We start from the raw sequence: 14,014 nt of genomic DNA on the forward strand, positions 1-14,014 counted from the left end.
AAGATACAGAAAACAGGTGGCTTTTTTCCTGAAAAAATGAATTGATGAATTGACGATAAATAGGTTGTAGAATATAATGAAACAAGAACTGAAACTAGGGAAAACAGGAGGAGAAGATGGTTTACAGTATAACAGTATCCAAACTCATAGAGAAAATGAATCTGAAGAATTATACACCGGAGATCGATACCGATAAGGTGATGATCCAGGATCCGGGTATGAACCGCCCGGCGGTACAGTTTGGAGGATTCTTTGAACATTTCGATGCAGGACGTATCCAGATATGCGGAAATGTAGAACATGCCTATATCGCAGCAATGCATACAGAGGAAGAAAATATCAAGATCATAAATGAATTTTTTTCGTATAAACCGCCATGTCTGATATTCTGCCGGGATCTCGAACCGTATGAATTTATTATAGAAGCAGGAAAGAAGCATGGAGTGCCTGTCCTTACATCCAGTGCAGTTACATCTGCATTTGTACATGAGGTAGACCGTTGGCTCCATGTAGAATTGGCACCAAGAATATCCGTACATGCCGTACTGGTCGATGTATACGGCGAAGGTGTTCTGATCATGGGCGAGAGTGGCATCGGTAAATCAGAGGCTGCTCTGGAACTGATCAAGAGAGGGCACCGTCTGGTTGCGGATGATGTGGTAGAGATCAAGAAGGTCAGTGATGCTACTCTGGTTGGACGTGCACCGGATATCACCAGACACTTTATCGAGCTTCGTGGTATCGGAATCATTGACGTAAAATCCCTGTTTGGTGTAGAATGTGTAAAGCTAGATCAGAATATCGATCTGGTTATCAATCTGGAAGAGTGGAGCAAGGATACGGAGTATGACCGTTTGGGTCTGGAAGACCAGTATACGGAATTCCTTGGGAATAAAGTCGTAAGTCATAACATCCCGATCCGTCCGGGTAGAAATATCGCGATTATCGTTGAATCTGCCGCGGTCAACCACAGACAGAAGAAGATGGGATACAATGCAGCACAGGAATTATATAACAGAGTGACGCAGAATATCATGAAGGGCAATGCAAATAAGGAGGAGCAGTAGAAAATGGCAAACTATGTATTTGGAGTAGACATCGGAGGAACAACCGTAAAGATCGGTCTGTTTACAATACAGGGCGAGATGGTTGAGAAATGGGAGATCACAACAAGAACAGATGAAGGTGGAAAGTATATTTTAAGCGATATCGCAGCATCTGTTGAAGATAAACTGGCAGAGAAGAAGATCGAGAAGTCTGATGTGGCAGGTGTTGGAATGGGTGTTCCGGGTCCTGTAAAGGCAGATGGAACTGTTATCAAATGTGTAAATCTTGGATGGGGAATCTTCAATGTAGAAGAAGAACTCAGTAAATTATTAGACCTTCCTGTGAAAGCCGGAAATGATGCGAACATGGCAGCCCTCGGCGAGATGTGGCAGGGTGGCGGAAAAGGCCACAAGGATATCGTCATGGTAACACTCGGAACCGGTGTCGGCGGTGGTATTATTTTAAATGGAAAGATGCTCGCAGGAACCAACGGTGCAGGCGGGGAGATTGGACATATCTGTGTAAATGATGACGAGACAGAAGTCTGCGGATGCGGCAACAAGGGCTGTCTTGAGCAGTACACATCAGCAACCGGTATCGTTCGTATGGCAAAGATCATTTTAAATACAACAGACAAGCCATCCAAGCTTCGTCAGATTCAGTATATCTCAGCGAAAGAGATATTTGACGCAGCAAAAGAAGGTGATGAAGTTGCGGCAACACTGGTAGAGAACCATGGAAAGGTTCTTGGAAAAGCACTTGCACAGATTGCCTGTGTAGTAGATCCTGAGATCTTCGTAATCGGTGGCGGTGTATCCAAAGCAGGAGATATACTTATCAATACAACCGCTAAATATTTTGCACAGTATGCTTTCCATGCATGCAGACAGACCAAGTTCGCACTTGCTACACTTGGTAATGATGCAGGTATGTATGGTGGCGCATGTAGTATACTGAACCAGTAAAATGTATTAAGTAAACTATGTGTAAATTACATAAATTGGATTGAAACACCCTGAAATTTCTATACATTTTTAATATTGAATTCTAAAAGCCTTTAATGTATGATATTGTGTGGTAGCGTTCGAGATTTTGAGAAATCAACCGGAACAGCATGCAAAATCTTATATTAAGGGCTTTGTTTTGTCTATCAGGTTTGTAAGATTCCTAAGAGTTCAGAATAAAAACAGGTCAGGAGTTTGTAAGTATATGACATCGTTTTATGAGAGAGCAGCAGCGATCACAGGAGAAAACAGAATAAAAACAAAAGAGCCTTTGAACCGATATACAACTTTTCGGATAGGCGGGGAAGCAGATTTTATGGCAGAACCGGAAAAGCCGGAACAGATCGCAGAGCTTGTAGATCTGTGTAAAGAAGAAAACGTTCCATTTTTTATTATGGGAAACGGAAGCAACTTACTGGTATCGGATAATGGATATCGAGGAATGATCATTCATATAGCAGAGGGAATGTCTCGGATCATGGTAGATGGAACAAAAATCATCGCTCAGGCCGGAGCATCTTTGATCAAAGCAGCAGTAACGGCAAAACAGCATGAACTGACCGGAATGGAATTCGCATCAGGAATACCGGGAAGTGTTGGAGGCGCTGTTTATATGAATGCCGGAGCATATGGAGGAGAGATGAAGCATATTATTTCATCCGTAAAAGTGCTGGATCAAAACGGACAGATTTATGATATTTCAGGTTCGGATATGGAATTTGGTTATCGCCACAGTAAGGCTGAGAAGGATGGTCTGGTTGTATTGGAAGCTGAATTTGAGCTTCAGACAGGAGATGCAGCTCAGATAGATGCAGAGATGAAGCGACTGGCAGAATCCAGAATTTCAAAGCAGCCACTTGAATATCCGTCGGCAGGTTCGACCTTTAAGAGACCGGAGGGATATTTTGCAGGCAAACTGATCATGGATGCAGGACTTCGCGGTTATACTGTAGGAGGAGCCCAGGTATCAGAGAAACATTGTGGTTTTGTGGTGAACAAAGGCGGCGCAACGGCGGCTGACGTCATGCAGTTGGTAAACGATGTAAAGAAAATGGTAAAAGACAGCTCCGGTGTGGATCTGGAGCTTGAGATAAAGACACTGGGGGCATTCTAGGATGAGATTTGTAATTGTAACAGGAATGAGCGGTGCAGGAAAAACAACAGCGATGAAAACGCTGGAAGATGCAGGATATTTCTGCGTAGATAATCTTCCAATCCAGCTTATCAAACGTTTTGCGGAAATTGCATACGATGAACAGATTCAGGTAGATAATGTGGCGATCAGTGTGGACATTCGAAGCGGAAGAGCGTTAAGCCAGTTGAATGCCTGTCTGAATGATATGAAAGAAAATGGTTATCAGTATGAGATCCTCTTTATGGAGTGCTCAGATGAGAAACTGGTAAAACGATTTAAAGAAACAAGAAGAAATCATCCGTTATCTGCTAAGAATGGAAGAATTATAGATGGTATAAAAAAAGAAAGAGAATTGATCAGCTTTATCAAGGATGAAGCGGATTATATTATAGATACAACGAATCTTCTGGTAAGGGAATTTAAATCTGAACTGGATAAAATATTTGTCCAGAATATGGAATATGGGAATTTTATCATTACCATCATGTCATTTGGATTCAAATACGGAATCCCGAGAGACTCCGATATTGTGCAGGATGTGAGATTCCTGCCGAATCCTTATTATGATGAAGAGCTACGTCCGCTTACCGGAAATGATAAAGTGATTCAGGATTATGTCATGAACTGTGAGGAAGGACCGGAATTTCTGGACAAATTCATTGATCTGGTGCAATTTCTGATTCCCAATTATATTAAAGAGGGAAAAAATCAGCTTGTTATCTCGATCGGATGCACCGGTGGCAAACATCGTTCCGTAACGATTGCGAATGAAGTATATAATCGTCTGCAGAAATCCACATACACTGTGAGAATATATCACCGTGATATCGGAAAAGATGCAGTTGTAAAGAAATTATAGAAAAGGAGTGAGGCATATGTCCTTTTCCTCGGAAGTAAAAGCAGAGCTTGCCAAGAATATCAGCAACGCAAGACATTGCAGAATAGCGGAACTTTCAGGAATGATGTCCATGGTGGCAGATGTGTGGTACAGAAATGGTTCACTCTTTAAATTATGTATAACAACAGAACGAAGTATTATAGCAAAGACAATGGCATCACTGATAAAGGTGTTGTTTGACATCCGTATGGAATGTTCGGTGAAAAGAACAGGTAGTAACAGCCGAATCTATCGAATGGTACTGGATCGGCCGGACGAGATCGAACGGATGCTGCAGACTTTGAAGCTTTCCCCGGATTTTAGGATTTCACAGAAGGGTGTGACAAAAGTAAGCTGTCAGGATATGACAGTGAATCGAATGGTAGTACAGCAACAGTGCTGTAAGCGGGCATTTATCAAAGGTGTATTTATGACATCGGGGTCCGTCAGTGATCCTAAAAAAGGATATCATCTGGAGATTGTCTGTGATAATGAAGACCGGGCGGGAATGATTGAGAAGATTATGGCGGAGCTTGATATCGAGAGTCGTATTATTGCCAGAAAAAAATACAGTGTCTGTTATATAAAAGATGGAACCATGATCGTTGATGTGTTAAATATCATGGGTGCTCACATTTCTCTGATGAATATGGAGAATGTGAGAATATTGAAAGATATCAGTAATAATGTTAATCGCAGGGTAAACTGTGAAGCCGCGAATCTGAACAAAACAGTCAGTGCTGCGGTCCGTCAGATTCAGGATATAAATTATGTGATAGAGACAAGAGGTATCACATATCTCCCGGATAATCTGAGAGAACTGGCGGAACTTCGTCTGGAAGAACCGGATGCATCCCTGAAAGAATTAGGTGAGATGATGAATCCCCCCATTGGAAAATCGGGAGTCAATCATAGATTAAGAAAAATAAGTGAAATAGCAGATGACCTAAGACAAAAGTCGTATGTGTAGGAGGAAAAAATGTTAGAAAAAACAGTTAAGGTAGCTATGACCGAAGGAACCGAAGAAAGACCGGTAGCAGTTCTTGTACAGATTGCAAGCCAGTATGAGAGTCAGATCCATCTGGTATCGGATGACAAGAAGATCAATGCAAAGAGCATTATGGGAATGATGAGCATGGGATTTACAGAAGGGCAGGAGATCACAATTATCGCAGATGGCAAAGATGCGGAAGCTGCAGTAAATGAGATCGCGGATTACCTGACAGCAAATGCATAAATTCTTCCGGCAATTAATTGGTGTTTTTATTGCACGCTTTGTTTGAATGTGATAAAATCAATTTATTAATGGACATGTGTCATCGGAGGAAGTAGATATGGGATTTTTTGATGGGATTTTTAAGAAAATACCTTTCGTATCCAGATTTTCTAAAAAGAAAGCACCGGTCAATAACGTAGAGTTACAGTATAATAAGGCGATGAACCTTATGGATAACGGAGATTCGGAAGAATCGGTTAAAATACTGGAGCAGGTTTCAGACATTGGTATAATGGATACCCAGTATAAATCATATGGGGATGACGCCCTGCTTGCACTGGCAGAATTTTATGAAAAGGGTGTTTATCGTAATGCAAAGACAAATGTAGATATGAATAAATCTACAAAATACTACGAGAAGTATGTAAATCAGAACCGTGACGGAGATGTTATTTACAAACTTGCCAAGATGATGCTGGAGATTCAGAATTTCTCAAAAGCAATCAAGTATTTTGAAATAGCCGCAACCGATTATGGCATCAAGGCAGCATATATGAGCCTTGGTTCTATTTATGAGAGCGGATTGAACCGAATCGATGAATATGGAAATAAGAGTGATTTTGTAGTTCCTGCTGATCTGGAAAAGGCAATGCAGTGGTATAAGAAGCTTGCAGATGCAGGCGATGCAAAGGCAAAGGCTTCATATGAACGAGTACTATATGCGAGCACACATGAGGACAGCCTGGAATTTGAAGAAAAAGATAAGCTGTATACAGAGATTTCCCAGAGAAGAAAAGAAAAGGGAAAAGAACCGAGATACAAGGTGATCGAGGCCTCCAGACTTCAGTATCAGTATTCCTATGTACATAATCAGGTGGAAGGTTATATTCACAAGCTTCCGAAAGACTGGGTGAAGACCATCAATGAGTCAACAGGCGAAGAATATTACGCACCAAGCCTTACATATAAAGATTTTGCAATCTATGTTTATTACGACAGTATACCAAAGGATTCTAAGAAGACATTGGAAAACTATCTGAGATATTGTAATGATGCATTTGACGAAGATTTACAGTTGAAAGCATATATTACAGAGTATGCAGATGGTATCTGCACGACATACTACCATAAGGATATGGAAAAGGGTATTGTTTCATTTGCGTTCTATCAGGGAAGACGACTGGCATGTATGCGTTTCGTATGTGCAACGATGGAGATCATTGAACAGTACGAGGAGATTATCTTCGAGGTAGCAAACTCATTTGCATTTATTGATCCGACACTGGTCAGTGAAGAAAGTGCAAACCGGAGAGATATGCAGTATTACAATGAAGCAATCTACTGCTATTATCTGGAAGATTATGAAGGCGCAATGAAGGCTGCAAAGCAGGCTTTGAAGTTTGGCAGTATCAAGGCAAGTTATCTGCTTGTAGAACTGTATTATGATGAAGACAGTCCATATCGTGATCTGGAAAAAACGATCAGTTATGCAAAGCAGTTATTTGAAGCAACCAAGGATCCTGAACTTGCATTTCTGATCGGAAATGTCTACGATCAGCAGATGAAGGATTACATGAAAGCATTGAATTGGTACGAGAACGCAGAGAGATTGGGACACAAGAGAGTTGCATTCTATCTGGGACGTATTTATTACTATGGTCTGCTCCGTACCAAGAGAGACGGAAGAAAGGCTCTGGAATATTTTAAAAAGGCAAGAGCGAATGGTATACCGGAAGCAGAGGGCTATATTAAGGATCTGGAGGAACTGAAGGGTGAAGATCTTCAGACGGCCGTTGAGAAATGGGAAAGAGCGGTTCAGGCAGGAAGTGAATCTGCGGCAATTAAGATCGCGATGATGAAACAGCAGCAGATTTTCTATATAGCAACGCCGTACGAGATTGAAAAAGCATATCTGGAAGCACTTGGACTTGGAAGTGCCAGAGCAGGATATGAACTTGGACGTATCTATCAGCTTCAGGAGAAACAGGAAAATTATAAGGGCGAGATTAAGAGCATCAAGTATTTTGAGAAAGCCTTTAATGCGAACTTTGATGACTGGGATAAGGAAAACTTATTCAAGGTTATCAATTACAAGGTTGAAAAAGGTCTCGATAACGAAGAGGCTATCAAGCTCTATATTGAAAATGCAAGTATGGGTTACGTTCCGGCTATTGAGAAGCTGTTTGAACTGGTTCCGTTTACGACACAGCAGATTTGGAGTCTGTATGATGCACTGATCGAGCTTGCAGAGACCGGTGATGAGACTGCTATCGTAGCGATGAACAAACTGGAAATGCATTATGTGGATCTGATCATCCGTGAACCGGGTAAGGGACAGAAGATTGTGGAGAATAAGTTCTTCCGCCTGTGCGTTCCAAAAGAGTGCTCAGCAACGATCAATGATGAAGGCGGTACTATCAAGCTTGCCGATTCTGTTGTTGAATTTGCGGTAGCTGAGATGCCTGTCAATGCGACAGCAGAGCAGGATTATCTTAAGATCTATAAACTGATCGTATCAGAGTATCTGCCGGATGAGAATGCAGAAGTTATTATTGCGAACTCCAGAATGATCGGTTCGGCGATCAGAAGTTCAAAGGATAATATACATACATACAGTATTCTTTTGATCAGTTCAAAGAACCAGTATATCTTCAAGCTTAGTTCGAAGGATAGACGTGAGATGATGCAGTTCAAGGATGTATTGAATACGATTGCTAAATCTCTGGTTGAGACCGGCGAGATCTATAAGGCAACAGGTGAAAACAGAAAGAATATTGGTCTTGCATTCCTTCTTAAGGCAAATGAGAATGGATTCCTTTCGATAGGAAAAGATGCTTAATAGAATTTAGAACAGTATGTTTTAAAGCAGTATCTTGCCCGAAGAGTAATTCTTCGGGCAAGTGTCTGTTGAAGCAGTATGTAGAAATGGCAAATGCGTTTGTCGTAGAGGTGAGTACAAATGTTTAGAAATATCATGAACGATCTGGCAACATGGTATGAGATTGGAGAAAATAAAGCAGCACTCATTAGAGGAGGAAAGTTTGTAGGAAAGACATGGGCAGCCCTTGATTTCGCTACAGGCTTTTTTGACGAACACATTCTTATCAATCTGGAGCAGTATCCGGATTTTTGCCAGTATATTTCAAAGGAGCGAAAGCCTGAGAAGCTTCATGCGAAATTAACGACCTCACTGGATAAATACGATTTTCAGGGCAAGTTATTGATTTTTGACAATGTACAGCTCAGTACGATGGCGGTACCAAATCTGGTAGAGTATGCGAAGGTAAGTAACAATGTGCGAATCTGTATGCTTGCAACTGTTAATGGACCGTTACCGGGTGAAGCGGAATGTCAGGATGATCTCTTTGTATACGAGTTGATGCCGATGACTTTTGATGAATTCTTAAAAGCCGGAAAGGGGCGTAAACTCTGGAAATATATCGAGAACCAGAGACTGGAAGGATTGCCGGAAGAGGTACGCAAAAGCATAGATACAATGTTGGATGCATTTTTAGTGACCGGGGGAATGCCGGAAGCGGTAAATGAATATTACAAAAATGAAAATTTTGAAGAAGTTGAAGGTATTTTGCAAAAAACACTTGACAAAATGACCGAATATATAGTAAAAGTAACACCGAAGAAACTTTTAACAAAGGTTATGTTGATCTGGAACAGTATTCCTGTTCAGCTTACCAAAGAGAATAAAAAGTTTATGTACGGATATGTAGATCCCAAGGCGAGAGCCAGAGAGTACGAGTCGTCTGTTGACCATCTTGTACGGATCGGAGTTGTCCGTCAGGTATATCGTATAAGACACGGGGTGTTACCACTTGCAGAGCAGGTGGATGAGAAATCCTTTGAGATTTATCATTTGGATCACGGTCTTTTAAGAATTATGGCAGGCATTCATTATAATGATATAGATAAGACTAATATCGTTGATACGATGGATGGTATGATAGCCGAGCAGTATGCACTAGAAGAATTATATGCGAATAAGAATATTGGCAAGCTGTTCTTCTGGATATCATCTGCAACAGCAAAGGTTGATTTTGTGTATGAAGGTGATGGCGAGGTTGTACCGGTTGATGTACAGACAGAGCCACATACCAAGGCACAGAGTTCCAAGGTGTTCAAGCAGAGATATGACAATGCGACGTCTATCAGAATCTCAACAGATGATATGTATATGAATAACGGACTTTTAAATGTTCCGTTATACGGCATCTGGAATTTTTAACAAACGCCGAAATAGCTCAGTTGGTAGAGCAACGCATTCGTAATGCGTGGGTCGAGGGTTCGAGTCCCTTTTTCGGCTTTAAACCTTATACCCCGAAACCTAAGAGAAAGCAAGGGCTTCGGGGTATTTTTTATGCCTTAAAATGGTTTTAGGGGCAGAATTATGAAATTTCTCAGGTAACTGCTTTCTTGGGTGTTGGCAAAAAGGGTAAAATGAAATACAATAAAAATCGGACAATATTTAGAATGAAATCGGAGATGAAAAGTTTCATGAATATGAACTGGTATAAACATTTGAAAACGATCAACCATCATAAGTGGCTGGTTATGAAGAATTGCTTTCGGGTAGGCTTATATAAACAGGGACTGCTGCATGATCTGTCCAAATATTCATGGACGGAGTTCTCGGTAGGTGTGAAGTATTATCAGGGAGATCGCAGCCCAAACGACGCGGAGCGTGAAGAAAAAGGATATACAAGCGCATGGCTGCACCACAAGGGAAGAAACAAGCATCATCTGGAATATTGGGTAGATTACAGTATGGATCGCTCCGGTGCATTGGCAGGCTGTAAAATGCCGGAGAAGTATGTGGTCGAGATGTTCTGCGACCGGATTGCAGCAAGTAAGAATTATAATAAAGAGAAGTATAATGATTCCTATCCACTGGAATATTTCAGAAAAGGAAAAGCAAGAAGAAATCATCTGCTTCATCCGGAGACGGATGCACTGCTTGAAAGTCTGCTTGTAATGTTGGCAGAAAAAGGAGAAGATTATACTTTTGACTATATACGACGTGAAGTGCTGCATAATAAAAGACCGAAGAAAAAGCAGAAATAAGATCGTTATCGGCAGTAACGTCAGACCGGAGAAAGTATATAAACGGAAGAGAGGCTGAAAAGCCGGAGGGATAAATATGGATTTTACACATTTACATGTGCATACGGAATATAGTTTGCTGGATGGATCGGCGAAGATCAAGAGTCTGGTGAAACGCGCGAAGGAACTGGGGTATGATTCGCTTGCGATCACTGATCACGGCGTTATGTATGGTGTTATTGATTTTTATGAGGCAGCAAGGGCAGAGGGGATCAAGCCGATCATAGGCTGCGAGATCTATGTCAGCCCGGGATCACGATTTGACCGTGAGAATACCAGAGGAGAGGAACGATACTATCATCTGGTGCTGCTGGCAGAGAACAATCAGGGATATAAGAACCTGTCAAAGATTGTATCCAGAGGATTTACCGAGGGATTTTATTATAAGCCGAGAGTAGACATGGAAGTGCTGGAACAATATCACGAGGGTATTATTGCGCTTTCAGCCTGTCTGGCAGGCGAGGTTGCGGTCAACTTAAGAAAGAACAACTATGAGGAAGCCAAAGAGGCAGCGCTCCGTCATTTGAAGATATTTGGAGAAAATAATTATTTCCTCGAGATGCAGGATCATGGACTGGCAGAGCAGGCGACGGTAAATGCGGGTGTTATGCGGTTGTCCAAAGAGTTGGGTATTCCTATGGTCGTAACTAATGATTCTCACTATATCCTTGCGGAGGACTGGGAGGCACACGATGTTCTTTTGTGTATCCAGACGAACCGTAAGGTACATGATGAAGATCGTATGCGCTATACAGGCGGACAGTATTACCTGAAATCCAAAGAAGAAATGTATAAGCTTTTCCCTTATGCGAAGGAAGCGCTTGCAAATACACAGAAGATTGCAGACCGTTGTAATGTAGAGATCGTATTTGGCGAGCAGAAGGTGCCGGAATTTGATGTGCCGGATGGGCTGACAGCCGAGGAGTATCTGGAAAAACTCTGTATGGAGGGTATCAGGAAGCGTTATAATCCGGTAACACCGGAGTTGATGGAGCGCCTGACCTATGAGATCAATACGATCAAGAAAATGGGATATGTGGATTATTTCCTGATTGTATCAGACTTTATAAGATATGCCAAGGATCATGGGATTGCGGTTGGTCCCGGCCGTGGATCTGCAGCGGGCAGTATCGTAGCCTATTGTCTGGAGATTACGAATATTGATCCGATCCGTTACAATCTTCTGTTTGAACGATTTCTGAATCCAGAGCGAGTATCTATGCCTGATATCGATGTGGATTTCTGTTATGAGAGAAGGCAGGAGGTTATCGATTATGTTGTCCGTAAATATGGAAAAGAAAAGGTAGTACAGATTGTAACCTTCCAGACGATGGCAGCACGAAATGTTATCCGCGATGTCGGTCGTGCGTTGGATCTTCCGTATGCACTCTGTGATTCGGTAGCGAAGACAATTCCGATGGAGATCGGTATGAATATTGATACAGCTCTGAAGGTCAGCAAGGAGCTGAAGGAGATGTATGAGGGAAATGCAGATGTCAAGCAGTTGATCGATATGGCAAGGAAGTTAGAGGGACTTCCGAGAAATACCGGTATGCATGCGGCTGGTGTCGTAATCGGCAGAGATTCTATCGATGAATATGTACCGCTTGCAAGAGGCGGTGATGATTCAATCATCACACAGTTTACAATGACTACGATCGAACGGTTAGGACTTCTGAAAATGGACTTCCTCGGACTTCGTACTCTGACCGTTATTCAGGATGCGGTGAAGTTCATAAAGCAGGAGACCGGAGTTGATATTGATATCGACCATATCGATTATGACGATAAGAAAGTATTTGAGTTAATTACTTCAGGAAAGACAGAAGGTATCTTCCAGCTTGAAAGTTCCGGTATGAAGAGCTTTATGAAGGAGCTAAAGCCTCAGAGTCTGGAAGATGTCATAGCAGGAATCTCTCTGTATCGTCCGGGCCCTATGGATTTTATTCCAAACTATATCAATGGTAAGGAACATCCTGAGAAGATCACCTATGATGTACCGGAACTTCAGGAAATCCTGGAACCGACCTATGGCTGTATCGTATATCAGGAACAGGTTATGCAGATCGTTATGAAGCTTGCAGGATATACACTTGGACGAAGCGATCTGGTACGCCGTGCTATGTCTAAGAAAAAAGCGGATGTCATGGCGAAGGAACGACAGTATTTCGTATATGGAAATGAAGAATTAGGAGTGCCGGGCTGTATCGCCCGAGGTATCCCGGAGGCAACTGCAGATAAGATTTTCGATGATATGACGGATTTTGCAAAATATGCATTTAACAAATCCCATGCAGCAGCGTACGCGGTTGTTGCCTATCAGACGGCATTTTTAAAATGCTATTATCCGGTTGAATTCATGGCGGCGCTGATGTCATCGGTAAAGGATAACAGTTCCAAGGTCGCAGGCTATATCCAGTCCTGCCGCCAGATGGGAATCCGGATCCTGCCGCCGGATATCAATGAAGGCTACAGCGGATTCTCAGCAGCCAAGGGTGCGATTCGATATGGCATGTCAGGAATCAAGAGTGTCGGAAGTGCAGTAGTAGACCGGATCGTAGAAGAACGGGAGGCAAATGGACCATATAAAGACATGAAGGACTTCCTGGTTCGTATGACACCGAAGGAGACAAATAAGAAGACTGTTGAGGCGTTGATCCTTGGAGGTGCATTTGACAGCTTTGGCGTGAAGAGACGTCAGATGATGATGGCATATCCGATGATGATCGATGAAGTCTATAAAGAGCGGAAGAATTTATCTGCAGGACAGATGTCATTTGCAGAATTCTTTGGCGGTGAGTTTGCAGAAGCTGCAAAGACGAAATTCCCGGATGTAGAGGAATATGACGAGCAGGAGAAGCTGGCACTTGAGAAATCCGTACTGGGTATCTATATATCCGGCCACCCGCTTCTTGATTATGAGAAACTGATGAGTGAGAAAACGGCATTTTCATCGGTGGATTTCATGATCGATGAGGAAGAAGGACGTGCAAGAGTTCAGGATCAGAGTATCTGTATTCTTGGCGGTATGGTAGCAGATGTTACGATAAAAATGACGAAGAATAATCAGAATATGGCGTTTGTAACACTGGAGGATATGGTCGGACAAACGGAGATCATCGTATTCCCTAAGAAATATGAAGATTATCGTGAGAAGCTGACGGCAGATAATAAGATCTTCGTAAAGGGACGTGCAACGGTATCCGAGGAGGATGCGAAGCTGATCGCTGAGGAGATCCTGACCTTTGATGAGGTTGTGGCCGGAAATGATTTCAGCCGTTATAATAACAGCGGCAGAATGAAGCCACGCAGAGAAAATGCAGGAAAACCGGAATTTACAGAAGGTGATCTTCAGGTCTGGGTATGTTTTGACGATAGAAAAGAATATGATGAACTGGAGAAGGATTTCCTGTCGATTCTTGAAGAATATAAAGGAAACTGTCCGGTATACATATTCATAAAACAGGAAAAACAGTATAAGAATATGGGCAGAGGTTTTATGGTTGATGGCGCTTCCGGTATCGTTGACCGGTTGAAGCTGGAATATGGTGTCAGCCGTGTGACGGTTCGCCCGAACAAGAAGAAATAGCAGAGTTCCGGCGTGTATATATGGTGGCTGT

General features: G+C 42.2%; 10 protein-coding genes and 1 tRNA gene. All 11 read left to right on the plus strand.

Going from position 1 to position 14,014, the window contains the following annotated elements:
• Nucleotides 1-116 precede the first annotated feature (116 nt).
• The 11 genes from hprK (at nucleotide 117) to GT641_RS00630 (ending at nucleotide 13,983) form a co-directional block, all read left to right on the plus strand.
• Nucleotides 117-1,067: an HPr(Ser) kinase/phosphatase gene (gene hprK, locus GT641_RS00580; RefSeq protein ID WP_161116570.1), complete on the plus strand. Its 951-nt coding sequence runs from the start codon at nucleotides 117-119 to the stop codon at nucleotides 1,065-1,067.
• Between the two features lie 3 nt (nucleotides 1,068-1,070).
• Nucleotides 1,071-2,012: an ROK family glucokinase gene (locus GT641_RS00585; RefSeq protein WP_161116571.1), complete on the plus strand. Its 942-nt coding sequence runs from the start codon at nucleotides 1,071-1,073 to the stop codon at nucleotides 2,010-2,012.
• A 244-nt stretch (nucleotides 2,013-2,256) separates the two neighbouring features.
• The gene (gene murB / locus GT641_RS00590) at nucleotides 2,257-3,165 is read left to right on the plus strand and encodes a UDP-N-acetylmuramate dehydrogenase (RefSeq protein ID WP_161116572.1); all 909 of its coding nucleotides are present in this window, start codon (nucleotides 2,257-2,259) and stop codon (nucleotides 3,163-3,165) included.
• 1 nt (nucleotide 3,166) lies between these two features.
• The gene (rapZ, locus tag GT641_RS00595) at nucleotides 3,167-4,045 is read left to right on the plus strand and encodes an RNase adapter RapZ (RefSeq protein ID WP_008401347.1); all 879 of its coding nucleotides are present in this window, start codon (nucleotides 3,167-3,169) and stop codon (nucleotides 4,043-4,045) included.
• Between the two features lie 16 nt (nucleotides 4,046-4,061).
• Nucleotides 4,062-5,033, plus strand: coding sequence for a DNA-binding protein WhiA (gene whiA / locus GT641_RS00600; RefSeq protein WP_008401348.1), 972 nt, complete (start codon nucleotides 4,062-4,064; stop codon nucleotides 5,031-5,033).
• 9 nt (nucleotides 5,034-5,042) lie between these two features.
• Nucleotides 5,043-5,300: an HPr family phosphocarrier protein gene (locus GT641_RS00605; RefSeq protein ID WP_008401349.1), complete on the plus strand. Its 258-nt coding sequence runs from the start codon at nucleotides 5,043-5,045 to the stop codon at nucleotides 5,298-5,300.
• Between the two features lie 97 nt (nucleotides 5,301-5,397).
• Entirely contained in the window at nucleotides 5,398-8,118 is a 2,721-nt protein-coding gene (locus GT641_RS00610; protein WP_161116573.1) for an SEL1-like repeat protein, read from the plus strand.
• 120 nt (nucleotides 8,119-8,238) lie between these two features.
• Nucleotides 8,239-9,519, plus strand: coding sequence for a DUF4143 domain-containing protein (locus tag GT641_RS00615; RefSeq protein WP_243143654.1), 1,281 nt, complete (start codon nucleotides 8,239-8,241; stop codon nucleotides 9,517-9,519).
• 5 nt (nucleotides 9,520-9,524) lie between these two features.
• Nucleotides 9,525-9,597: transfer RNA gene (locus tag GT641_RS00620), tRNA-Thr, on the plus strand.
• A gap of 197 nt (nucleotides 9,598-9,794) precedes the next feature.
• Nucleotides 9,795-10,355 (plus strand): DUF5662 family protein, encoded by a 561-nt coding sequence (locus GT641_RS00625; protein WP_044945368.1) that lies wholly within the window; start codon nucleotides 9,795-9,797, stop codon nucleotides 10,353-10,355.
• A gap of 76 nt (nucleotides 10,356-10,431) precedes the next feature.
• Nucleotides 10,432-13,983 (plus strand): DNA polymerase III subunit alpha, encoded by a 3,552-nt coding sequence (locus GT641_RS00630; protein ID WP_161116574.1) that lies wholly within the window; start codon nucleotides 10,432-10,434, stop codon nucleotides 13,981-13,983.
• Nucleotides 13,984-14,014 lie beyond the last annotated feature (31 nt).

This window comes from Clostridium sp. BIOML-A1 (assembly GCF_009874105.1).
Lineage (GTDB): Bacteria > Bacillota > Clostridia > Lachnospirales > Lachnospiraceae > Coprococcus.